Source organism: Arthrobacter sp. CAN_A2, assembly GCF_015752045.1.
Taxonomy (GTDB): Bacteria; Actinomycetota; Actinomycetes; order Actinomycetales; family Micrococcaceae; genus Arthrobacter_D.
In genome coordinates this window covers 180,078-202,147 of sequence record NZ_JADOUS010000003.1, presented here as the reverse complement: position 1 = coordinate 202,147, position 22,070 = coordinate 180,078, and the positions used below count along the sequence as shown (strand labels likewise).

26 protein-coding genes are annotated in these 22,070 nt (G+C 69.7%); 12 read left to right on the top strand and 14 right to left on the bottom strand.

Translation table 11 applies throughout. From position 1 onward, the window contains the following. Positions 1 to 1,293 carry an ABC transporter substrate-binding protein gene (locus IWX63_RS05350; RefSeq protein WP_199277117.1) on the bottom strand — a complete coding sequence of 431 codons (1,293 nt, stop codon included), beginning with the start codon at positions 1,291 to 1,293 and terminating at the stop codon, positions 1 to 3. A gap of 515 nt (positions 1,294 to 1,808) precedes the next feature. Between IWX63_RS05350 and IWX63_RS05345 the strand changes: the two genes are divergently transcribed. Both IWX63_RS05345 and IWX63_RS05340 read left to right on the top strand, forming a co-directional pair. After that, complete coding sequence (locus IWX63_RS05345) at positions 1,809 to 2,180, top strand: hotdog fold thioesterase (protein ID WP_334685677.1); 372 nt, start codon at positions 1,809 to 1,811, stop codon at positions 2,178 to 2,180. After that, positions 2,177 to 3,046: an SGNH/GDSL hydrolase family protein gene (locus IWX63_RS05340; RefSeq protein WP_199277115.1), complete on the top strand. Its 870-nt coding sequence runs from the start codon at positions 2,177 to 2,179 to the stop codon at positions 3,044 to 3,046. The genes IWX63_RS05345 and IWX63_RS05340 overlap by 4 nt, the downstream gene beginning before the upstream one ends. Here the strand turns inward: IWX63_RS05340 and IWX63_RS05335 are convergent. Next, the gene (locus IWX63_RS05335; RefSeq protein ID WP_199277114.1) at positions 3,043 to 3,816 is read right to left on the bottom strand and encodes a tyrosine-protein phosphatase; all 774 of its coding nucleotides are present in this window, start codon (positions 3,814 to 3,816) and stop codon (positions 3,043 to 3,045) included. The two genes, IWX63_RS05340 and IWX63_RS05335, sit on opposite strands and share 4 nt — an antisense overlap. A gap of 58 nt (positions 3,817 to 3,874) precedes the next feature. Between IWX63_RS05335 and IWX63_RS05330 the strand changes: the two genes are divergently transcribed. Genes IWX63_RS05330 through IWX63_RS05315 form a run of 4 tightly spaced genes read left to right on the top strand, consistent with a single transcriptional unit; the run spans position 3,875 to position 7,391 of the window. After that, positions 3,875 to 4,312, top strand: a complete 438-nt coding sequence (locus IWX63_RS05330; RefSeq protein ID WP_199277113.1) for a VOC family protein — start codon at positions 3,875 to 3,877, stop codon at positions 4,310 to 4,312. A 50-nt stretch (positions 4,313 to 4,362) separates the two neighbouring features. Next, entirely contained in the window at positions 4,363 to 5,316 is a 954-nt protein-coding gene (locus IWX63_RS05325; protein WP_199277112.1) for a 1,4-dihydroxy-2-naphthoyl-CoA synthase, read from the top strand. Between the two features lie 7 nt (positions 5,317 to 5,323). Continuing rightward, positions 5,324 to 6,454 carry an AMP-binding protein gene (locus tag IWX63_RS05320; RefSeq protein WP_199277111.1) on the top strand — a complete coding sequence of 377 codons (1,131 nt, stop codon included), beginning with the start codon at positions 5,324 to 5,326 and terminating at the stop codon, positions 6,452 to 6,454. Positions 6,455 to 6,503: 49 nt separating this feature from the next. Further along, positions 6,504 to 7,391, top strand: coding sequence for a 1,4-dihydroxy-2-naphthoate polyprenyltransferase (locus IWX63_RS05315; RefSeq protein ID WP_199277110.1), 888 nt, complete (start codon positions 6,504 to 6,506; stop codon positions 7,389 to 7,391). A 181-nt stretch (positions 7,392 to 7,572) separates the two neighbouring features. On the opposite strand, the gene IWX63_RS05310 is transcribed toward IWX63_RS05315, so the two are convergent. Continuing rightward, the gene (locus tag IWX63_RS05310) at positions 7,573 to 7,878 is read right to left on the bottom strand and encodes a DUF4229 domain-containing protein (RefSeq protein WP_043441901.1); all 306 of its coding nucleotides are present in this window, start codon (positions 7,876 to 7,878) and stop codon (positions 7,573 to 7,575) included. A gap of 30 nt (positions 7,879 to 7,908) precedes the next feature. Between IWX63_RS05310 and IWX63_RS05305 the strand changes: the two genes are divergently transcribed. After that, a complete protein-coding gene (locus IWX63_RS05305) occupies positions 7,909 to 8,355 on the top strand; it encodes a PLD nuclease N-terminal domain-containing protein (RefSeq protein WP_199277109.1) in 447 nt (148 codons plus the stop codon). A 267-nt stretch (positions 8,356 to 8,622) separates the two neighbouring features. Here the strand turns inward: IWX63_RS05305 and ccsB are convergent, their stop codons facing one another. The 5 genes from ccsB to IWX63_RS05280 are packed head-to-tail and all read right to left on the bottom strand — an operon-like array spanning position 8,623 to position 13,575. After that, positions 8,623 to 9,648, bottom strand: coding sequence for a c-type cytochrome biogenesis protein CcsB (ccsB, locus tag IWX63_RS05300; RefSeq protein WP_199277108.1), 1,026 nt, complete (start codon positions 9,646 to 9,648; stop codon positions 8,623 to 8,625). Then, a complete protein-coding gene (gene resB / locus IWX63_RS05295) occupies positions 9,648 to 11,372 on the bottom strand; it encodes a cytochrome c biogenesis protein ResB (protein ID WP_199277107.1) in 1,725 nt (574 codons plus the stop codon). The genes ccsB and resB overlap by 1 nt, the downstream gene beginning before the upstream one ends. Before the next feature lie 52 nt (positions 11,373 to 11,424). Next, positions 11,425 to 12,180, bottom strand: coding sequence for a cytochrome c biogenesis CcdA family protein (locus tag IWX63_RS05290; protein ID WP_199277244.1), 756 nt, complete (start codon positions 12,178 to 12,180; stop codon positions 11,425 to 11,427). Between the two features lie 57 nt (positions 12,181 to 12,237). Next, entirely contained in the window at positions 12,238 to 12,858 is a 621-nt protein-coding gene (locus IWX63_RS05285; RefSeq protein ID WP_442859097.1) for a TlpA family protein disulfide reductase, read from the bottom strand. Positions 12,859 to 12,897: 39 nt separating this feature from the next. Beyond that, positions 12,898 to 13,575, bottom strand: a complete 678-nt coding sequence (locus IWX63_RS05280) for a histidine phosphatase family protein (RefSeq protein ID WP_199277106.1) — start codon at positions 13,573 to 13,575, stop codon at positions 12,898 to 12,900. A 170-nt stretch (positions 13,576 to 13,745) separates the two neighbouring features. On the opposite strand from IWX63_RS05280, the gene IWX63_RS05275 reads away from it, so the two are divergent. Beyond that, positions 13,746 to 14,303, top strand: a complete 558-nt coding sequence (locus tag IWX63_RS05275) for a YceI family protein (RefSeq protein WP_199277105.1) — start codon at positions 13,746 to 13,748, stop codon at positions 14,301 to 14,303. A gap of 182 nt (positions 14,304 to 14,485) precedes the next feature. Beyond that, entirely contained in the window at positions 14,486 to 15,145 is a 660-nt protein-coding gene (locus tag IWX63_RS05270) for a hypothetical protein (RefSeq protein ID WP_199277104.1), read from the top strand. A 24-nt stretch (positions 15,146 to 15,169) separates the two neighbouring features. On the opposite strand, the gene IWX63_RS05265 is transcribed toward IWX63_RS05270, so the two are convergent. Together IWX63_RS05265 and IWX63_RS05260 are read right to left on the bottom strand one after the other, a co-directional pair. Continuing rightward, complete coding sequence (locus tag IWX63_RS05265) at positions 15,170 to 15,856, bottom strand: redox-sensing transcriptional repressor Rex (RefSeq protein WP_199277103.1); 687 nt, start codon at positions 15,854 to 15,856, stop codon at positions 15,170 to 15,172. A 184-nt stretch (positions 15,857 to 16,040) separates the two neighbouring features. Next, the gene (locus IWX63_RS05260; RefSeq protein WP_334685656.1) at positions 16,041 to 16,304 is read right to left on the bottom strand and encodes a glutaredoxin family protein; all 264 of its coding nucleotides are present in this window, start codon (positions 16,302 to 16,304) and stop codon (positions 16,041 to 16,043) included. 96 nt (positions 16,305 to 16,400) lie between these two features. Between IWX63_RS05260 and IWX63_RS05255 the strand changes: the two genes are divergently transcribed. After that, positions 16,401 to 17,213: an HAD family hydrolase gene (locus IWX63_RS05255; protein WP_199277102.1), complete on the top strand. Its 813-nt coding sequence runs from the start codon at positions 16,401 to 16,403 to the stop codon at positions 17,211 to 17,213. Positions 17,214 to 17,324: 111 nt separating this feature from the next. Here IWX63_RS05255 and IWX63_RS05250 read toward each other — a convergent pair whose 3' ends face one another. The 4 genes from IWX63_RS05250 to IWX63_RS05235 all read right to left on the bottom strand — a co-directional run bounded on the left by IWX63_RS05250 (position 17,325) and on the right by IWX63_RS05235 (position 19,859). Further along, complete coding sequence (locus tag IWX63_RS05250; protein ID WP_003792170.1) at positions 17,325 to 17,423, bottom strand: 30S ribosomal protein bS22; 99 nt, start codon at positions 17,421 to 17,423, stop codon at positions 17,325 to 17,327. 194 nt (positions 17,424 to 17,617) lie between these two features. Then, the gene (locus tag IWX63_RS05245) at positions 17,618 to 17,830 is read right to left on the bottom strand and encodes a helix-turn-helix domain-containing protein (RefSeq protein WP_199277101.1); all 213 of its coding nucleotides are present in this window, start codon (positions 17,828 to 17,830) and stop codon (positions 17,618 to 17,620) included. 218 nt (positions 17,831 to 18,048) lie between these two features. After that, positions 18,049 to 18,597, bottom strand: a complete 549-nt coding sequence (locus IWX63_RS05240) for an ArsR/SmtB family transcription factor (protein WP_199277100.1) — start codon at positions 18,595 to 18,597, stop codon at positions 18,049 to 18,051. Positions 18,598 to 18,656: 59 nt separating this feature from the next. After that, positions 18,657 to 19,859, bottom strand: coding sequence for an acetoin utilization protein AcuC (locus tag IWX63_RS05235; RefSeq protein ID WP_334685655.1), 1,203 nt, complete (start codon positions 19,857 to 19,859; stop codon positions 18,657 to 18,659). A 136-nt stretch (positions 19,860 to 19,995) separates the two neighbouring features. On the opposite strand from IWX63_RS05235, the gene IWX63_RS05230 reads away from it, so the two are divergent. Both IWX63_RS05230 and IWX63_RS05225 read left to right on the top strand, forming a co-directional pair. Further along, a complete protein-coding gene (locus tag IWX63_RS05230; protein ID WP_199277099.1) occupies positions 19,996 to 21,408 on the top strand; it encodes a TrkH family potassium uptake protein in 1,413 nt (470 codons plus the stop codon). Further along, positions 21,401 to 22,069 (top strand): potassium channel family protein, encoded by a 669-nt coding sequence (locus tag IWX63_RS05225; RefSeq protein WP_199277098.1) that lies wholly within the window; start codon positions 21,401 to 21,403, stop codon positions 22,067 to 22,069. The genes IWX63_RS05230 and IWX63_RS05225 overlap by 8 nt, the downstream gene beginning before the upstream one ends. The last annotated feature ends 1 nt before the right edge of the window (position 22,070 follow it).

Genomic DNA, 22,070 nt, shown 5'->3' with positions numbered 1-22,070 from the left:
CTACAGAGCGCCTACAGCGGTGACGAACTTCTCCCAGGAGGAGGCCGCGTCGTCGGTCTTGTCGACGTCGACGCGGGTGAGGGCCTGCTGCATCGCGTCGTTGATCGCGAAGTACTTGGGGCCCTTGAACGGCGTGATCTCGACGGCGGTGGCCCGGTTGGCGAGGATCTCGCCGGTCGGGGCGTCGTTGAAGAACGCGTCGGTCTGGCCGAGGAGTGCGTCGCTCTCGAGCGCATCGACCTGGCTGGGGAACGTGCCCTTCGACTCGAAGGCCTTGATCTGCTGCTCGGGGGCCGTCAGCCAGTCCGCGAGCTTCTTGGCCTCGGCCTGGTGGGCGCCCTGGGTGGGGACGGTCAGGTAGGAGCCGCCCCAGTTGCCGCCGCCGCCGGGGAAGACATCGGCGATGTCCCAGCCCTCGACGCCCTCGGCGTTGCCCTCGATGACCCCGAGCATCCAGCCCGGGCAGAGCTTCGTGGCGAACGCATCGGACTGGAAGCTCGCCACCCAGTCGTCCTCCCACTGGGTGAGGTGCGCTGACAGGCCGTCGGTGACCGAGGCCTCCAGGACCTGCTCGTAGATGTCCTTGACCTCGGGGTTCTCGGTGGCGATGACCGTGCCGTCGTTGTCCTCGTAGGCGTTCTGGACCTGGTTGACCATGCCCTGGTAGGTCGCTCCGGCGGAGTCGAACCAGGCCACGCCGTCGCTCGCCGCGACGAACTCCTCGCCGGCGTCGAAGTAGTCCTGCCACGAGCCGTCGAGCATCTCCGCGACGGACTCGCGGTCGCTCGGGAGCCCAGCCTTCTCGAACAGGTCCGCGCGGTAGCAGACGGCCTGGGGTCCCGCGTCGGTGCCGTAGCCGATAAGGGCGCCGTCCTCGGTGGTGGCGGCGGCGGTCTTCCAGTCCAGCCAGCGGCCCTCGACGGCGGGGTCGGAGAGGTCCGCGAACTGGTCGGGGTACTCGAGCAGCTCAGGAAGCCAGTCCACCTCGATACCCTCGATGTCGGAGAGACCGGAACCGGCGGCGAGCCGCGTGGTGAGGTTGTCGCGGGCCTCGTTCGAGGTGGCGGCCTTCTTGTGCTCGATCGTGACATTCGGGTTGAGCTCCTCGTATTCGGTGAAGAGCTCCTCGTAACCGAATTCGTTGAACGTGCCGACCGAGAGGGTGACGTTCTCGGTGCCCGTCTCCCCCTCCACTCCGGCGTTCTCCTCCCCGCCCGAACCACAGGCGGTGAGGGTCAGGGCGAGGCATGCGGCTGCGGCCGAGAGGGCGGTGATTCGTGCTCGGTTCTGCACGGGTGACTCCTTTGTCAGCTCGGGTCCGCTGCGTCTGCAGCGGATCCTGGGTCGGGACTTCCTGGTGGCACCCACGTCCGCGGGGACACAGGCTGGACCGTCGGCTGGTGCGCTTTCGTCAGGATGTCGAAGGCGCCGACGTTTGCGGGAGCGCACGAGTGAGCCCTCCGCGGATGCGATGGGTGGTGCCGGCGAAGGGTGCGTGCCCCTCCCGGGACGACCCCGGTGGGAGCGCTCTCACGCTGAGTTCCCATCGTGACTGTGACGTAGGACACTGTCAAGTGGGAGCGCTTCCACGGTCGGATCCGCGGTTGCGGGGTCGGCATCACCGCAGGTCAACGCGGTAATCGCCATCACCCCGTGATCGGATCGTTATGGAAGCGGCCCTCCCTCGGCGAGGTCCGCCCGGCGCTAGAGTGGCGGACGACCCACGAATCGATCCTCAGGAGCAGCACGCCGTGACGCACGAATCCCTACCCCCCTGGACGATCACCCTCGGAGAGCTCGACGAGCGGATGGGTGTGTCCATCGTCGAACAGTCCGTCGAGCGGGTGGTGGCAACCATGCCCGTCGAGGGCAACCGCCAGTCCTTCGGACTCCTTCACGGCGGCGCGTCCCTCGCCGTCGGTGAGGCCGTGGGGTCCTGGGCCGCCGTGATCCACGCGTCCACCCTCGGCAGGACGGCGGTGGGCGTCGACGTGTCGGCGACCCACCACCGGAGCGTGCGGGAAGGCACCGTCACCGTCACGGCGACGCCGATCCACCTCGGCCGGACCCTCACCACCCACGAGGTGCTGATCACCGACGACGCCGGACGGCGCCTGTGCACGCTGCGCATCACGAACCTGCTCCTGGACCGGCCGGTCCCCGGTACGGTGAGCCCATGACCATCACGAGGCACCCCACCAGGATCCGGCCCACCAGGCTCGTCGCCCTTGCCGCGGCGGCCGCTGCAGCCCTGATCGGGGGCGCCGCGGGTCCCGTTGCAGCCGCCCCACCCGCGCCGCTGTCCTATGTGGCGCTCGGGGACTCGTACGCCTCGGGATTCGGTGCCGGCTCCTATGTGAACGCCTGCGGCCAGACGCCCCTGGGCCTGCCCGGGATCCTCGACACGAAGAAGCAGGTGGAGCTGGTGGCCGACGCCACCTGCGCCGGCGCCACGGTGGCCACCGAGGCGGGAGGCGCCCTGGACCTGCCGGAACAGGTGGCACGCGTCGTCGCGTCCGGCGCCCTCTCCCCGTCCACGGACCTCGTGACCGTCTCCGCCGGCGGTAACGATGCGGGCTTCGGGCAGGCCGCCGGGGTGTGTGCCACCCGGCCCACTGCGGAGTGCGCGCAGTTCATCGCGGTCCAGAACGCGACCGCCCTGCCGGCGCTGGAACGCAACCTCGACGCGCTGTACGGCACGATCGGTTCCGCCGCGCCCCGCGCCACCGTGGTGGTGACCGGCTATCCGCACCTGTTCTCTCCCGAGGCGGGGACGCCTGTCGTCCTGCCCGTGGCGTCGCAGACAGCGTTCAACGATGCCACGGACGCCGTGAACGCCGTGATCAGGGACCAGGCCGAGGCCCATGGCTTCACATACGTCGACCTGGTGCAGAAGTTCGAAGGACACGGGCTCGGTTCCACGGACCCCTGGATCACCTTCACGCCCGGCGCGGCGGACAACCTGCACCCCACCATCGAGGGCTACCGGTCCGGCTACTTCCCCTCCGTCCGCAGCTTGGTGAACTTCTCCCAGCTCCAGCGCTAGAGCGGCCACGCGGGGCTCGTCAGACGCGCCCTCAGGTCCGCGAGTTCCTGCGCCGTCAGACCGGCGTCACGGAGGAACTGCGCGGCGTCGAGCGATGACAGCAGGTCCTCGAGGTGTCCCCGCGCCCGGAGGAGCCAGACCGCCAGCTCGGCGTCGGTCTTCGGCGTCTCGTGCGGCGTCTCCTGGCCGCGGTAGCGCTCGTTCATGGTGGTGACGGCGCGTGCGTAGTCGGCGATGATCGCCGAGGACCCTATCCCCGCTGCGCTGAGCAGCAGGGCGACCACGAGTCCGGTGCGGTCCCTCCCCGCGGCGCAGTGGATCACCACTCCCCCGGGCGGAGCCGCGACGAAGGCCCGGGCCACGCGGACGAATTTCTCGGGCCACCGCCTGAGGTTCTCCCCGTAGTGCTCCGGCGAACTGAGATACGGTCCGCAGAGCGCCATGAACTCCTCATCCGACTGGTCCTCCGTCGGGAGGTTGAGGAACCTGAAACGCTCGACGGCGTCCGGTCCGACGAGCGGGTCCGCTCCCCGGCGGCCGAGCTCGAAGGGGTGGCGGAGATCGACGACGGTCCGGACGCCCTGCTCCAAGGCCTGGCGCCACCCCGACGCCGTGACCCACTCGTTCCTGCCCATCCGGAAGAGCCGGCCCGCCTGGACGGATCCCCCGACGCCCCCGAGGTCCCTGGCGTTCACGGCGCCGTCCCACGGGCCGTCCACCGCCGCCCGCGCGGTGGTGGTGTCGAGGCCGGCGATCGGGGAGGCGTCCATGGCCGAAGCGTAGCAACCACCCCTTCCCCTCCCGCGCCGGAGGTCCTAGCCTGCGGTCATGCCTTTCTCCGTCCAGATCTCGATCGACTGCAGGGATCCGCACGCCCAGGCGGACTGGTGGGCGGAGACGCTCGGCTGGGTCGTCGAACCGACCGACGAGGCGTTCATCGACCGGATGATCGCGCAGGGGTTCGCGCAGGAGTCCGACGTCATCACGCACCACGGCAGGCGCGTCTGGAAGGACGGCGCCGCCATCTGCCGGGCTGACGACGTCGGCCGGACGGGCCGCGAGCGCATCCTCTTGCAGCCCGTGCCCGAGCCGAAGACCGCCAAGAACCGGGTGCACATCGACGTCGACCTCGGAGGTACGGACCGCGACGCCCAGCGGGCACGGCTCGAGGCGCGGGGCGCGCGGTACGTGGAGCAGCACTCCCAGGGGCCGCACGCCTGGTACGTCATGCTCGATCCCGAGGACAACGAGTTCTGCATCGCATGACCGGCGCGGGCCGGGGCGCCCGGCACGGCCCGCGCCGCTAGACTCGACGGGTGACTTCAGAGCTCCCCGCCAAGGTATCCGACATCTTCGACCCCACCCGCTGGCGGGTCGTCACGGGCTTCGAGGATTTCACCGACATGACGTACCACCGCCAGGTGGAGCGCGACGCCGGCGGGGCCGTCGTCCGCGACCTGCCCACCGTGCGGATCGCCTTCGATCGCCCCGAGGTGCGCAACGCGTTCCGTCCCGGGACCGTCGACGAGCTGTACCGGGCTCTCGACCATGCCCGCATGACACCCGACGTCGCCACCGTGCTGCTCACCGGCAACGGGCCGAGCCCCCGCGACGGCGGCCACTCCTTCTGCTCGGGCGGCGACCAGCGGATCCGGGGCCGCGACGGCTACCGGTACGCGGAGGGCGAGACGAAGGAGACGATCGACCCGGCGCGGGCCGGACGCCTCCACATCCTCGAGGTGCAGCGGCTGATCCGCACCATGCCGAAGGTGGTCATCGCCGTCGTCAACGGGTGGGCCGCCGGCGGCGGGCACAGCCTGCACGTCGTCGCGGACCTCACGATCGCGTCCGCGCAGCACGGCCGGTTCAAGCAGACGGATGCCACCGTGGGCAGCTTCGACGCCGGGTACGGATCCGCCCTCCTGGCCCGGCAGATCGGCCAGAAGAAGGCGCGGGAGATCTTCTTCCTGGCCCGCGAATATTCCGCGCAGGACATGGTGGACATGGGGGCGGTCAACGAGGCCGTCGACCACGGGGAGCTCGAGGTCACCGCGCTCGCGTACGCGGCCGATATCGCCCGCCAGAGCCCGCAGGCCCTCCGCATGCTCAAGTTCGCCTTCAACCTCGCCGACGACGGCCTCGCCGGCCAGCAGGTCTTCGCCGGCGAGGCGACCCGCCTCGCGTACATGACGGACGAAGCGGTGGAGGGCAAGGAGGCGTTCCTCGAGAAGCGCTCCCCGGACTGGTCCTCGTTCCCCTACTACTTCTAGGAGCGGCGTGGAACTCCTCCCCGTGCACACCCCCGAGGGCTTCGACGCCCTCGGGCTGCTCAAGCCCCTCGCCGCGGCCCTCGCCGGCGAGGGTCCCGCGGTCGCCCCGCACGTGAGGCCCGATCAGCTGTTCGGCGGCGAGCTGCCCAACGACGAGATCGCGGCGGTCATCAGCACCTCCGGATCCACGGGGACCCCCAAACAGACCATGCTCAGCGTCGACGCGCTCGCGGCGTCGGCCATGGGCACGGCGTTCGCCCTCGGGGCGGAGGGCCAGTGGCTCCTCACGCTGCCGGTGCACTATGTCGCCGGATTCCAGGTGCTCGTGCGCTCCCTGTACGCCGGCACGCAGCCCTGGGCCATGGACACCTCCGCGGGCTTCACGCCGCAGGCCTTCACCGACGCCGCGGGCGAGCTGACGGACCGCGTCCGGTTCACCTCACTCGTGCCCACGCAGCTCCACCGGCTCCTGGCCGACCCGTCGCGCGAGACCCTCCAGCTCCTGCGCCGCTTCGACGCGATCCTCCTCGGGGGTGCGCCGGCCGGGGTGTCCCTGCGGTCCCTCGCCCGCAGCCAGGACCTGAAGATCGTCGAGACCTACGGCATGAGTGAGACCTGCGGCGGGTGCGTCTACGACGGCACCCCGCTCGACGGCGTCGAGCTCCGCTCCGTGGACGGCCGGCTGCGGACCGGCGGCCCCGTCCTCGCGGATGGATACCTCGACGCGCCCGAGCTCACGGCGGAGAAGTTCGTCTTCAACGCCGGGCAGCGCTGGTTCGTGACGGACGACGCCGGGGAAGTGGCGACGGACGGCTCCGTCACCGTGCACGGCCGGCTCGACGACGTCATCATCACCGGCGCGCTGAAGGTCTCGGCGACGAGGGTCTCCGACGTCATCCAGGCCCTGCCCGGCGTCGAACAGGCCATGGTCCTCGGCATCCGCAGCGAGGAGTGGGGCACGGCGGTCGCCGCGGCGATCGTCGGTGACGTCGATGCCGACGTCATCCGGCAGGCGGTCCACGTGGAACTGGGGGCGCATGCCGTCCCCAAGTCCATCGTGACGCTCGATGCCCTTCCCCTGCTGCCGGGCGGCAAGCCCGATCGCCGGACCATCCACCAGCTCCTCGAACGCGCCTAGGCGTCCGACGGACCTCCCGCTCCACCCACCCGACCTGAAGGACTGATCCGTGGCGACTGCCGCTCAGTGGCTCGAAGGAGCCCGCCCCCGCACGCTGCCGATGGCGTTCGCCCCCGTGATCGTCGGAAGCGCTGCCGCCGTCGGGCTGGAATCCTTCAAGCCCCTCCATGCGGCGCTCGCGTTGATCGTCTCGGTGCTGCTGCAGGTCGGCGTGAACTACGCGAACGACTACTCGGACGGCATCCGGGGGACGGACGACGTCCGGGTGGGCCCACTGCGCCTCACCGGGTCCGGGGTCGCACAGCCCCGGCATGTGAAGCTCGCCGCCTTCGCCTGCTTCGGCGTGGCCATGCTCGCCGGACTGGCCCTGATCGTGCTGTCCCAGGCGTCGTGGATCCTGCTGCTCGTCGGCGTGGGCTGCATCGCCGCCGCGTGGGGCTACACGGGCGGCAAGAATCCGTACGGGTACCTGGGACTGGGCGACGTGTTCGTCTTCGTGTTCTTCGGACTGGTCGCGACCCTCGGCACCACGTTCACCCAGGCGGGCCAGCTCAGCGCGGCCGCGTGGATCGGAGCGGTGGGCACGGGCCTGATCGCCATGGCCCTGCTGATGGCGAACAACGTCCGCGACATCCCGACCGACACCGCCGTCGGGAAGAAGACCCTGGCCGTGAGGCTCGGCGACACCGCCGCACGGATCAGCTACGTGATGATGCTCGCCGCCGCCGTCCTGCTGCCGCTGTTCCTGAGCGGGGAGTACCCCTGGATGCTGCTCGTCCTGCTGCTCGTCCCGGCCTGCCTGAAGCCGAGCCGGCTGATGCTCACGGGCACGCAGCGCACGAGCCTGATCCCCGTCCTCAAGCAGACGGGACTGATCAACCTGGCGTTCAGCATCCTGTTCGCGGCGGGCATCGTGATCACGCGGGCCCTCGCCTGACAGGATTCCCGGCCGCTCCCAGGAGGCCGGACCTGCGGACCGCTACTGCGTCGCCGCGGCCGCGCCGCTCGAGCGACACCGAACCTGCGGGACCGCTACTGCGACGCCGGGCCGTCACCGCTCGAGCGACGCTGCTGCGCCACCGGACCTGCAGACCGCTACTGCGACGCCGGTGCGGGACTCACGCCGCGTCGCGGCGGGGCTTGCGGTCGGCGTTGACGGGCATATTGGGATCGAGTGCGTCCTCGGCCGCGGCGTCGTCGAGCTCGACGGCCGTCCGGACCGGCGGGGCGCCCGGAGCCATGCGGCGCTGCAGGGTCGCTGCGGCGGCATCCCGGAGATCCCGCGCGAACAGGTAGGTCACGCACCAGGCGAGGATGGCTGCCACGACGGCCGAGAGGAAGAGGCCGAGCCCCAGCAGGACGCACGCCACGTAGAAGACGACGATCAGGAGCAGTCGGAGGGCGGTGAATTTGAGGAAGGCCACTCTCCAAGTTTACTCGCCTACAATTGGCGCATGCCCCGCCTCCTGCTGTTCGCCGCGATCCTCGGGGTCGCCGTCGTCATCTATGCACTGATCGACTGCGTCATGAGCCGAAAACACGAAGTGCGGAGCATCTCGAAGACCGCGTGGTTCATCACCATCCTGCTCCTGCCGCTCATCGGAGCGGGCATGTGGTTCCTGTTCGGCCGTCCCCGCAGCGAAGGCCCTCCCGGTCCCCGCCGCCCGGCCCCCCGCCAGCCGACGGCCCCCGACGACGATCCCGCCTTCCTGCAGAACCTCGAGACCCAGCGATGGCAGCAGGCCCGCGAGCAGGAGAGGCGCCGCCGCGAGCAGGAGCAGAAGGAGCGCGAGGCCAAGGCCCGCGATGCCGGGAAGAACAACCCCGCACAGGACGGCAAGCACGACGGCGACGGCAACGACGACGCCGGACCTGGCCCCACGGGAGCCCACCAGCCCTGACGGGCGGTCCCCCGCACCCGCGACGATCCAGCGAGGCCGCCCGTCGACCCTGCACGACAGGTACGCCCACCGACTGAGAGAAGTCGGTGGGCATACCTGTTTATGCCCACCGAGCCGACCCGCTCGGTGGGCAGGTTCGACGCCGGTTCGGGCTCCTCGGGCGCCTGATGCCCTACTGGCTCCGGACACACGAGAGCCCCGCAGCAGGAGCTGCGGGGCTCTCGTATGGCCCGGGCACGGCCGCAGCCGCCCCCGCAGCAGCAGTCGCTAGACCCCCGCGTAGCTGTGGAGGCCCGAGAAGTAGATGTTGACGATCGTGAAGTTGAAGACGATGCAGAGGTAGCCGACGATCGAGAGCCACGCGGCGCGCGTGCCCGTCCACCCGCGGGTCGCACGGGCGTGCAGGTAGCCGGCGTAGACGGTCCAGATCACGAAGGTCCAGACCTCCTTGGTATCCCAGCCCCAGTACCGGCCCCAGGCCTGCTCGGCCCAGATGGCGCCGGCCATGAGGGTGAAGGTCCAGCCCACGAACGCGATGGCGTTGAGGCGGTAGGCGAGGTTCTCGAGGCTCAGCGCGGACGGCACCAGGCGCAGGAACCTCGCCGTGTCCGCCTTGCCCGCGAGGAGCTTGGCCTCGCGGGAGGACTGGAGGAGCTGCAGCACCGACATCGCGAAGGTGATGGTGAACAGTGCGGAGGAGGCGACCGCGATGGAGACGTGCACGATCAGCCAGTAGCTCTGCAGCGCCGGGATCAGCCGCGCGACGGGCGTGGGGAAACCGACGGTGGCCGCGCACAGCATGACGACGACGAGGCCCACCACGAAGGACCCGACGAAGCGGAGGTCCTTGCGGGTGAGCGTGATCAGGAAGATCGCGGCGACGAGGAACGCGCCGGTGGTGCAGAACTCGTACATGTTGCCCCACGGCACACGGTGCGCGGCGACGCCGCGGGTGACGACGGCGGCACCGTGGATGACGGCGGCGAGCACCGTCAACGAGACGGCGATACGCGCCGAACCACGTCGGGGCCCGGAGCCGTAGTCCATCGAGTCGTCGGCAGTGGCGGGACCGGCCGGCACGGCGGTCGACGTCGAGCCCCCACGCGCACCGACGCCGGCGAGGGCGGGTGTGGCCTTCTCCTCGGCGAGCCGGGTCTCGAGCGAGCCGATGGTCGTGCTCGATCGCACGAGGTCGAGCACGAAGAAGATCAGGGCCGCCACGTAGGCGATGGAGGCCAGCAGCATGAAGAGCTCACTGACCTGCCCGAGCTCTGCGTTGACTGGTTGTGGCATCAGTTGTCCTTTGAGTTGTGGTGCGACTGCCCCGTGCCTGCCGCCGACGATGCGGCCTCAGGCACCTTATTTTCTCCCGTGCCGCCGTCCGGCACCAACCAGCGGTCCGCGAGCAGCTTCTCCACGGCCTGGCCCTCCGCGGGGAGCCGGTGGTCCTCGCCGCGCGCGAGCAGCCCGTATTCGACCATGAGGCGGCCGTCGGGGTGCTCCCCGGTGCGGACCCAGAGCCTCCGCCGTCCGATGAACAGCGATGCCGTCAGGCCGAGCAGGGCGAGCGTCGAGAAGACGAGCGCGCCGACCTCCCCGGGGTCGTGGTGGATGTCGAGGGCGACGTAGCGCTTCAGCCCGTCGAACGTGACCGAGCCCTTGCCCTCGGGCAGGTCGTAGGTTTGGCCGACGCCGAGCACGATCCCGCCGTCGTCGCTGGTTCGGCTGTTCAGCTCCGTCAGGTCCTCGGTGTCCAGGACGTACACGTTCTCCGGGGTGCCGTCGTCGAGCCCCAGGTCCCCGTAGTAGGAGTTGAGGTTGAGCTGGGGGTTGAAGGGATCCGGGTCGCGGGAGAAGGAGACGCCCTGCTCGTCCACGAACGCCGTGGGGAGGAAGAATCCCACGAACCCGAGCTGGTCGGGCTTGGCGTCCGGGGCCTTGATGACGATCAGCGACGTGTAGAGCCCGTCCGACGGCACGGAGACGACGGGACCCTGCGAGGCGATGTTGCCGTCGCCGTCGCGGACCGTCACGACCGGCGCGTAGCCGTTGCCGACGAGGTACACGTTCGTCCCGCCGATCGTGATCGGCGCGTTGACCTTGAGGACCTGGGATTCCTCGGCCCCGCCGGGCCCGTCCTGCGTGGTCAGGTTGGCGGTGAAGTCCAGCGGCTGCCCGTAGTGGCTCTCCTGCTCGCGGTCGAAGCGGACGTCGAAGGAGTCCAGCCGGAGCGAGTACGGCTCGAGCCGGTCGTCGGAGAAGTTGGAGCCCGGGTTGAAGGAGTCGTAGCCGATCAGGGTGTTGACGAAGCTGTCACCCTCCACGATGACCTTCTGGCCGTTGTAGCCGAACAGCCCTCCGACCGCGACCGAGACCAGGACCCCGATCAGGGAGGTGTGGAACACGAGGTTGCCGAGCTCCTTGGCGAGTCCGCGCTCGGCGCCCACCGAGGGGCGGTCGGTGTCGGCGTCCCGCACGTCCACGCGGTACCCGCGCTTCCGGAGCATGGCCGCGGCCTGCTCGGCGGCCGCAGCCGGGGTGATCCCCGCGCTACGGGCCTGATCCGCCGGGACCTCGAGCGTGCCGTAGACGGGCAGGCGTGAGAGCCGCTTCGGCGTGCGCGGCGGCGTGGAGCGCACCGCCCTGAAGTGCGCGATCGCGCGGGGGATCACGCAGCCGATGAGGGAGATGAAGAGCAGGAGGTAGATGGCGGAGAACCAGACCGACGAATAGACGTCGAAGAGCTGGAACCAGTCGAGGATGGGCCCGGAGTCGGGGTTGTCCTGGAGGTACTGCGTGACGACGGCGGGATTGGCGGGGCGCTGCGGGAACAGAGAGCCGGGAACCGCGGCGACGGCCAGCAGCAGGAGCAGGAACAGCGCGGTGCGCATGCTCGTGAGCTGCGTCCAGGCCCACCGCAGGGTCCCGAAGAAGCCGAGGGAGGGCAGGACGGCGTCGGACCGGGCCTTCGAGGCGCCCGGCCTGTCCCTCGTGTCCTGTGTGACGTCCTGCTTCACTGTGGGCCTTCCATCAAGTTGATTTCGATTCCGTGCCGTGCGCGTCCGCCGATCAGATCGGGAGGACGACGTTGCCGATCAGGAGATCCTGCAGCTGGGTGATCCAGAGGTTCCAGACGCCCGTGACCATGAGGACGCCCACGAGCACCAGGAGCCCTCCCCCGGAACGCTGCAGCAGGAGCCGGTGCTTCCGGAAGAACGCGAGCGCACCCATGCCGCGCCGCACGCCGAGGGCGATCAGCAGGAACGGCAGGCCGAGCCCGAGGCAGTACACGAAGGTGAGGACGGCGCCCTTCAGGGCCGTGGCGTCGTTGCCGGAGATGGCGAGCAGCTGCACCGCGCCCAGCGTGGGCCCGATGCACGGCGCCCAGCCGAGCCCGAAGGTCACCCCGAGCAGGGGCGCGCCCAGGAGCCCTGCGGGGACCTTCGCGTGGAGGCGGCTCTCCCGCTGGAACCAGGACAGTCCGCCCATGAAGATGATGCCCAGGAGGATCACGACGACCCCGAGCACCTGGAGGAGCCACCCCTGGGAGACCCGCAGGAAGGCTCCGAGCTGGCCGAAGAGCGTCCCGTAGGCCATGAACACCACCGAGAAACCGAGGACGAACAGGCCGATCCCGGCGAGCATGCGGCCCTTCCGCTGCTTCTCGAGGTCGACACCGGTCAGTCCCGTCACGTACCCGAGGTAGCCCGGGACCAAGGGCAGGACGCAGGGAGAGACGAACGAGACGAGACCCGCCAGGAGGGCGACGGGCAGTGCCAGCATCATGGAGCCGTTCAGGACGGCGTCGGCGAAGGCGTTGCCCACGGCAAGGGGCATCGACGCGGCCAGCGGCCCCGTCATCGGCATGCCCGGCCCGGCGCGCTATTCGGCGAGGGCATCGGAGATCAGGGCCTTGAGCGTGCTGCGGTCCGCGAGTCCGAGGATCCGCGCCGAGACGCGCCCCTCCCGGTCCAGCACGATCGTGGTGGGGACCGCCTGCGGCGGGACGTACTGCGTCATGTCCAGCAGCACGCCGCCGTCCTTGTCGTCGAAGCTCTCGTACGGGATGCCGAAGCTGCGTTCGAAGGCTTCTGCCGTGGCCTGCTCGTCGCGGATGTTCACACCGTAGAAGACGGCCCCCTGGGGCGCGTAGTCCTCGTGCAGCGAGACGAGGTCGGGTGCTTCCTCACGGCAGGGGGCACAGGCGGCGTACCAGAAGTTGAGCACGGTGACCTGGCCGTCCCAGTCGGCACTCGACACGGCGGTGCCGTCGAACAGAGTCCCGGCGACCTCGACGGGCTCTCCCCTGTCGCTCTCCGCGTACTCGGTGACCGAGCCGTCGCCCGCGATGTAGTTCTTGCCGTCCCCCGCAGCGGCCTGCTGCGCGAGGGGGTCATCCGCCGCGCAGGACGTCATCGCGAGCGAGACCGGCACGGCGAAGGCGAGCGCGAGGCGCAGCGTGAGCACGCGGCGGCGCGATGCGGGACGGACGGGTCTGGTCACGGCTTCTTCCGTTGATTTCTACGACGTGTAGTAATTCTATTACGCGCCGGGGACATTCGCCGCCTCGGGCAACAGGTCCGCGCACGGCTCGGCGTAGCGCACGCGCCGGATGGTGTCGCCGTCGAAGTCGAGGGACGTGACGGACGTGAGCGTGCACTCGCGCTCCCGCGGGTCGTGCCAGAGCCGGCGGTGTTCGGCGGCGAGCCTCGTCACCCAGATCGGGAGCTGGTGGCTGACCAGGATGGCCTCCGCGGGACGGTCCGACCCTTTCGCCGAGCTGAGCCCGAGCGCCAGCCGGCGCGCGTCATGGACTCCCGCCATCATGCGTTCGACCTGCCGGCTGTAGGGCTCACCCCAGGAGGGGCGGAAGGGATTGACGAGGAACGGCCAGTGCCGTGGCTCCCGGAGCCTGCTCTTGATCCCCGACATCCCCTCGAAGCGGTTCTCCGCCTCGATGATGCGCTCATCGGTGGAGATGGTGAGTCCGAGGGCGTCCGCGAGGGGCTGCGCGGTCTCCTGCGCACGATCCAGCGGCGAGGCCACGAGGTGCACGATGTCGGCGCCCTCGTCGCGCCGCTGCTGGAAGTGCCGCGCCATCTGGATGGCCATCTGGCGGCCCAGCTCGGAGAGATGGAACTCGGGGAGCCTCCCGTAGAGGACCCTGTCCGGGTTGTGGACCTCACCGTGGCGCACCAGGTGGACGGTTGATCGCTGCATCCCTCCAGTTTCGCGCATGCCGCGCGCGACGGCCAATCGGCGCCGGCCCTTCCCTTGCGGGCGGTCCGGTGGATTGGTTGAACATTTTAGCGAAGAGCGGAATAAAACATGCATACGCATGCTTCTACCCCGTGTAAGCATCCGCGAGCCATCATTCTCAGGAGTTCCCCATGACTGTCCCCTCAGGCCTCACCTCCGGCACCTGGTCCTTCGACCCCTCCCACAGCGAAGTGGGCTTCAGCGTCCGCCATGCGGGCATCAGCAAGGTCCGCGGCTCGTTCAAGGACGTCGACGCCGCGCTCACCGTCGGCTCGTCCCTCGAGGACTCGAGCATCTCCGCGACCATCAGGACCGCATCCTTCACCTCCGGCGACGAGAACCGCGACGGCCACGTCAAGGGCGCCGACTTCTTCGACGTCGAGCAGTTCCCCGAGATGACCTTCGTCTCCACCTCCCACGACGGCTCCGGCGAGACCTACCGGATCAACGGTGACCTCACCATCCGCGGGATCACCAAAGCAGTGGTCCTCGACGCCGAGTTCAACGGCGTGGCCGTGGATCCCTTCGGCGCCACCCGCGCCGGGGTCTCCGCCTCCACGAGCATCTCGCGCAAGGACTTCGGCCTCACCTGGAACGCGGCCCTCGAAGCGGGCGGCGTCCTCGTCGGCGACAAGGTCACCATCACCATCGAGGCCGCCTTCGTGGCCCCCGCGGTCGCCACGGTCTGATCCGTCGCTCGGGCCCGGTGCCCGCAGCCGGCCCCGACGGCCGGCGTCGTCCTCCCGACGGCGCCGGCCGCCGGCGTTTCGGCCTGTCCCCACCGGGAGCGCACGAACTAGGCTGACGGTGACCACATCCACGAGGGGCACCAGCGGCGGATGACCGACACCGATCAGCGGAGGACGCGACGATGAGCACACCACAGGACAACCCGGACGGGCAGAACGGCGGGCCCGCCTGGAATCCACCGGGATCGGGCAGCAGCGGCCAGAACCCCTACCCCCAGCAGGACCCACCCCGGTACGGCCAGCAGGACGACGGCGGCCAGTACGGCCACCAGGCCGCCCAGCCCTCGGGTTATGCCTATCCGACGTCGGGTGCGTCGGGCCTCGCCGAGAAGGGGCCGGCGCCCAAGGAGGTCGACCGGGCCTACTACCTCATCCTTGCTGCCGGCGTCGTCTACCTGCTGTCGTCCGTCATCTCCCTGCTGACGACCGAGGTGCCGGACATGGCGGGCGCCGCGGTCGGGGTGGGAATCGGGCTCGTGGTCTCGGTGATCATCGCGGCGCTGTACGTGGTCCTGGCCGTCTTCATCCGCAAGGGCCGGAACTGGGCCCGCATCACCGCCACCGTGCTGGCCGCGCTCAACGTGCTGGGCGTGCTCGCCACCGTCCTCCTGACGCCCATGCTCACCGCCGCCGCGGAGTCGACCGGACAGGCGGTGGCGGAGACGTCGGCGCTCTCGGTGGTGTTCAGCGTGCTGGTCATGCTGCTGGGCGTGGCCGGCGTGGTCCTGACCTACCTCAAGCCCGCGCGGCCGTACTTCGCACCGCAGAAGTTCGGGTACTGAGTGCGCAGCCGCGCGTAGACCCGCTTACTGGGCACGGGAGATCGGACCGAGGTCCGGCTCCTGCGCCCTTTGCGCGTGATAGGCCAGGATCTGCAGCTCGGTGGACATGTCCACCTTGCGCAGCTGGACGTGCGATGGCACCTGCAGCACCACGGGCGCGAAGCTGAGGATGCTGGAGATCCCGGCCGCGACGAGGCGGTCGCACAGCTCCTGGGCCACCGCCGCGGGAACCGCGAGCACCGCCATGTTGGTGCGGGTGCGCTCCAGCACCGCCTCGAGGTCGTCGACGGCGCTGACCCTGAGGTAGCCGACCTCGGAACCGACGACGAGCTGGTCGGCGTCGAAGAGCGCGACGATCTCGAAGCCCCGCGACACGAACCCCGAGTAGCCGGCGAGGGCCCGCCCGAGGTTGCCCGCGCCGAGGATGGCGACGCGCCAGTCGAGTGTCAGCCCGAGGGCGATCGAGATCTGCCGGTTCAGGTACTGCACGTCGTACCCGACGCCCCGTGTGCCGTAGGACCCGAGATAGGAGAGGTCCTTGCGCAGCTTGGGCGAGTTCACTCCGGCGGCGTCCGCCAGTTCCTCGGAGGACACGCGTTCGATGCCCTCCGCGAGCAGGGAATTCAGCGCACGCAGGTAGATGGTGAGGCGGGCCACCGACGCAGGAGGGATGTGGCGCGCCGCATCACCCACGGGGTGGAGGCCTGGCATGTCCGGCGTTGTCACTGTTCTCGGCTCCGTTGCTAGCACCGCGGCGTCCGGTCCGGGAGTCGCGGTTCCGGGATCCCTCGGCGTCGGGGGCGGAAGTAACACCACTGTATGCCGACGGCGCGGGGCCTCCAAGCCGGGCGGCGGGCCGCCGTGACGGGACGCCGGGCCGGACCGGCGGGATGTGTCAGGCGCCGGCCAGCAGCCGCCTCAGCCTCGACTCGTCGATCGACCAGAAGTCGCGCTGGACGCCGTCGATGAACAGGACGGGCAGTTCCTCCGCGAACCGGGCACCGAGCGCGGGGGCCTCGGCCGCCGACACCTCGCGCCAGCCGAGGCCCAGCTCGGCGGTCACCCGCTGCACCACGGCGCGGGCATCCTCGCAGAGGTGACACGCGGGTCGGGTGAGGAGGACGACGCCGGCACCGGGCATGTCCACGGGAGGTTCCATCCCTCCACGGTACTGCGCCCGTGCGGCGTCGGAAGCAGGAACGGCACCGGCAGAGGGTGCCGTCGGCGCGGGGAGCCGACGAACTAGACTCTGAGCATGCCGGACGCCGCACGGGTCACGCACCCCACCCCCCAGCCTCCGGCGACGATCGCGGGGGAAGCCGCCTTCTTCGACGTGGACAACACCCTGATGCGCGGCGCGAGCCTCTTCCACGTCGGCCGGAAGATGTACCAGCGCAAGGCCTTCACGCTGCGCTTCGCCGCAGGCCTGGCCTGGAAGCAGCTCCGCTTCATCATGCGCGGCGAGACGATGACGGACGTGAACTCGGTGCGCGACGCCGCCCTCGCGTTCGCCATCGGGATTGCCCACGAGGACATCCTGGCGCTCGGCGAGGAGGTCTACGACGAGATGATCGCGTCGAAGATCTGGCCCGGCGCGCGCGCCCTCGCGGAGCAGCACCTGACCTCCCGCCGGCAGGTCTGGCTGGTGACCGGCACTCCCGTGGAGGTGGCCGGCGTGATCGCGAGCCGCCTCGGCCTCACCGGCGCCCTCGGCACGGTGGGGGAGGTCGCGGACGGCCTGTACACCGGCAGGCTGGTCGGCGATTTCCTGCACGGTCCGGCCAAGGCTGCAGCGGTCCTGCACCTGGCGCAGCGGGAGAACCTCGACCTCTCGCGCTGCTGGGGCTACAGCGACTCCTACAACGACATCCCGCTGCTGACCGCCGTCGGGCATCCCGTGGCCATCAACCCGGACAGCCGACTCCGCCGCCATGCCCGCGCGAACAACTGGCCGGTCTACGACTTCCGCAGCGGGCGGCGCGCCGCGACCCTCGGCCTGCGGGCGGCGACCGTGATCGGATCCGTCTACGGGCTGTGGCGCGGGTACTCGCGGTTCAGGAGTCCCTGACTCCCGCGCAGGCCCCACCGGGAGCCCGCAGACGACAACGGCCCGGCGTCCACGCCAGAAGGCGGGAATCCGGGCCGGTCGGCACACTCCGGCTCGCGGCCGGGCGCCTGGCTACTTCTTGTTGCGGCGCTGGTGACGGGTCTTGCGAAGCAGCTTGCGGTGCTTCTTCTTTGCCATACGCTTGCGGCGCTTCTTGATTACTGAACCCATAGAGTCCTCACAAACTGTTGTGTTGCCAGGGCGGACTGCGGCGATGTGCCTCGAGGCACGCCCTGGTGATGACGAAAGACGCGTGCCTGGTGGCAGTTGCCCGTTTGATGCAATAAGTCGAGCAGGCTCGAAACCCGCCCAAAACGCTCCTTAACAGGGTACATCCGTTTGGGGAACCCTCGAACGACCGGCGGTCAGGCGCTCTCCGACTGCCCCTCGACCTGCGCCCGGTGGAGGAAATCCTCGACCGCGGACTCGGGGACCCGGTAGGAACGGCCGAACTGCACGGCGGGCAACTCTCCCGCGTGCACGAGCCTGTACACGGTCATCTTCGATACCCGCATGAGCCCGGCCACTTCCGCGACCGTCCGAAACTGCACATCCGAGAAGTGATTCCCGTCTGCCATCTCACCACTGTTCCTTTGCATGGAGGCTTGCACTGCACCCTGGGGCCGGCATCGATAAAACCACCCGGGGGCGACCGTTCGGCGTGTCGCCTTGTAGCAAAAGGATAATCCGCCTAAGGAGTCACTGTAGTGGCTGATGTGGTTGAAGTGAAAGACAGTCGACCGGTCGATGCGCGGGCCGTGCACGCACGGTAGCGACGGTCACCCGCCGTCGAACCTCACGAGGACGGATCGCGACGCCGACGTAGCTGGGAGAGCAGATCCGCGGCGCGCTCCGCCGCGCGGCCCATGGTCCGGCCGATCGGGGGACGCGGTGCGTCCGGTCCGGTGGGCACCGCTGGTGCTGCCAGGACCGCGGCGGCCAGCGCCGTGACGTCCGCGGTGTCCGACGCATCGGTCGTCTCCGGTTCGAGGGCGGCGACGACGTCTGCCACGGTCGTCGCGTCGGAGGAGGACAGCCGGTCCTGACGGGCGTCCTCGGAGGCCGCGATGGACACCAGGTCCGTGGTGGGCTCGAACCCGGCCAGCCAGTCGCGTACCCGGCCGAGCGGGGCGGTGTCGAGCGAGTAGTAGCGCTTCTGTCCCTGCGCCCGCATGCTCACCAGGCCCGCCTCCCGCAGCACCTTCAGGTGCTTCGACACCGTCGGCTGGCTGACCTGCAGCTCGATCACGAGCTCCCCCACCGCCTTGTCGCCGCCACGGAGATTCTCGAGGATCTGCCTGCGCGTGCCTTCGGCGATGACGGCGAATACATCATCGATTCCCATCCGCCCACCCTAGCGATATATACGCCGCGCGGCATCCTGATGCGATCGGCGGGTCCGGCTCAGTCGAACCAGGGGTCCAGCCCGTGGAGCGGGAAGAGTGCCTTCCTGGTCGCCATCACCGTCCTGTCGAGGTCGTCGTTCGGGTCGTAGCCGATCTCCCACGAGCGCCACCAGATGTCCGCGCCATCACCCATCAGGCGGGGCGCGTCGACGCCGTGCCGCTCGAGCACGTACTCCCGCCAGATCGCCGGGACCGGCGTCGCCGGGCCCACCGGTGCACCGGCGGCCACGGCCACGAGCAACGACCACGACCGCGGCACCACGCTCGCCAGGGCGTACCCGCCACCCCCGGTCGCGATCCACCGCCCCCCGCACAGGCGGTCCGCGAGGTCCCGGACACCCACCATCAGCGCGTGCTGGGCGTCCACGCTCATCCGCAGGTTCGTGAGCGGGTCCTCGCGGTGGGAATCGCACCCGTGCTGGCTCACGATGACCTCGGGGGCGAAGGCACCGGCGAGCTGCGGCACGACGGCGTGGAAGGCCCGCAGCATCGCCGCGTCCCCCGCGACGGTGGGCAGCGCCACGTTCACCGCGTACCCCTCGGCCGCAGGCCCCCCGGTCTCGCTGGCGAAGCCGGTTCCCGGGAAGAGGCTCATGCCCGTCTCGTGCAGGGAGATCGTCATGACGCGGGGCTCGTCCCAGAAGATGCTCTGCGTCCCGTCGCCGTGGTGCGCGTCGACGTCGATGTACAGGACGCGCTGGACGCCGCGGTCCAGCAGCCGCTGGATGGAGGCCGCGGCGTCGTTGTAGATGCAGAAGCCACTGGCCCGGGACCGTGCCGCGTGATGCATACCCCCGCCGAAGTTCACGGCCCGGACGGCGGAGCCCCGGAGGATCGCCTCGGCCGCGTCGAGCGAACCGCCGGTGAGCCGGGCACTGGCCTCGTGCATCCCCGCGAAGGCGGGGGTGTCCTCCGTGCCGAGGCCCATGGCGGCGTCCGAGGTGTCGGGGTTGCTGCTGACCTCGCGGACCGCCCTGATGTAGTCGGGGCTGTGGACGGCGGCCAGGTCGTCGTCCGAGGCCACGGGCGGAGCGGCAACGGTCACGCCGTCGAGGTCCAACAGCCCGCAGTCACGCGCGAGCCGGGCCGTCAGGTGCAGCCTCTCCGGGTTCATGGGATGCTGCCCACCGAAGTTGTAGGCCAGCATCGACTCGTCCCAGGCGACCTGGAGGGGCACCGCCGACCTTGAGTGCGTAGACATTCCTGAAAGGCTACGCGATGCGGGATATTCCGACGACGCACACCGGTGAGATGCTTTACTACTGCAAGGGACAAATCAGGCATGGTTATGCGCCAGTTCGGCGGAAGGACCAGCGGACAGGGCAGAGCGGACGTCAATGGTAGGTCAACAGCCGCGATGGCTGACGGACGATCGCCGCGGGTACATCAGGCTGCTGGCCTCGATCCGCGACTTCGCCGACTCCTTCGCGAACAGCTCGCCCGCACGCCTCGCCCTCTTCATCTTCACCGCCGTGATCCTGGTGTTCACCGCACTGCTGAGCCTGCCGATGTCCGCCGCCAGCGGTACCGTGACCCCGCTGCACGACGCCTTCTTCACGGCGGTGTCCGCCGTGTGCGTCACGGGCCTCACCGTGGTGTCCACGGCCGCCCACTGGTCCTTCTTCGGCCAGCTGGTGATCCTGCTGGGCATCTTCATCGGCGGGCTCGGAACGCTCACGCTGGCCTCGCTGCTCGCGCTGATCGTGAGCAAGCGGCTCGGGGTGCGCGGCAAGCTGCTGGCCCAGGAGGCGCTCAACAACGCGAGCCGCCTCGGCGAGATCGGCACGCTGCTGCGGATCGTCATCACGACGTCGGTACTGATCGAGATCGTCCTCGCCGTCGTGCTCATCCCGCGCTTCATGCTCCTGGGAGAGCCCTGGTGGCAGGCCGTCTGGCACGGCATCTTCTACTCCATCTCCGCCTTCAACAACGCGGGCTTCACCCCGCACAGCGACGGCCTGGTCCCGTACGAGACGGACCTGTGGATCCTGACCCCGCTCATGGTCGGGGTGTTCCTCGGGAGCCTCGGCTTCCCGGTGATCATGGTCCTCGTGCAGGTGCGCCACCGCTTCAGCAAGTGGACGCTGCACGCCAAGCTCACGGTGTTCGTCTCACTGATCCTGCTCGTGGCCGGGACGTTCGCCTGGGGCTTCCTCGAGTGGGAGAACGACCGCACGATCGCGGGCCTCAGCTTCGCCGACAAGACCATCCATTCCCTCTTCGCCTCGGTCATGACGCGCTCCGGCGGGTTCAACCTCGTGGACCAGACCGACATGAACACGACCACCATGCTCCTGACGGACGCCCTGATGTTCGCCGGAGGAGGCTCCGCCTCGACCGCCGGCGGCATCAAGGTGACCACGATCGCCGTCATGTTCCTCGCCATCGTGGCCGAGGCCCGCGGCGACTCCGACGTCCGCGCGTGGGGCCGCACCATCCCCCACGAGGCGATGCGCGTCGCGATCTCCGTGATCTTCATGGGGGCCACGCTCGTGCTGCTCGCGAGCGGGCTCATCCTCGCGATCTCCGACGAACCCCTGGACAAGGTGGTCTTCGAGGTGATCTCCGCCTTCGCGACCGTCGGGCTCAGCACCAACCTGAGCGCCGAATTGCCCCCCGAAGGAAAATACGTCCTGTCCGCCCTGATGTTCGCCGGACGCATGGGCACCATCACCCTCGCCTCGGCCCTCGCGCTAAGGCAACGCAGCACGCTCTACCGCTACCCCGACGAGAGGCCGATCATTGGCTGAAAGACCCGCCCACAACGCACCCGTCCTCGTGATCGGCCTCGGCCGGTTCGGTGCGGCGACCGCAGAACAGCTCGTCCGCCAGGGGCGGGAGGTCCTGGCGATCGAACGGGACCCCCAGCTCGTGCAGAAGTTCTCGGGCATCCTCACGCACGTGGTCGAGGCCGACGCGACGAACCTGGACGCCCTCCGCCAGCTCGGCGCCCAGGAGTTCTCGGCCGCCGTCGTCGGGGTCGGCACCTCGATCGAGTCGAGCGTGCTCATCACCGCCAACCTCGTGGACCTCGGCATCGACCACCTGTGGGTCAAGGCGATCACGCCCTCGCACGGCAAGATCCTCAAGCGCATCGGCGCCAACCACGTGATCTACCCGGAGGCCGACGCCGGCCAGCGCGCCGCGCACCTGGTCGGCGGCCGCATGCTGGACTTCATCGAGTTCGACGACGGCTTCGCGATCGTGAAGATGTACCCACCGAAGGAGACCCAGGGCTTCACGCTCGCGGAGTCCTCGGTGCGGTCGAAGTACGGCGTCACCGTCGTCGGCGTGAAGTCGCCGGGCGAGGACTTCACCTACGCACGCCCCGACACCAAGGTGTCCGGCCGCGACATGCTGATCGTGTCCGGGCACGTGGACCTGCTCGAGCGTTTCGCCGGCCGGCCCTAGC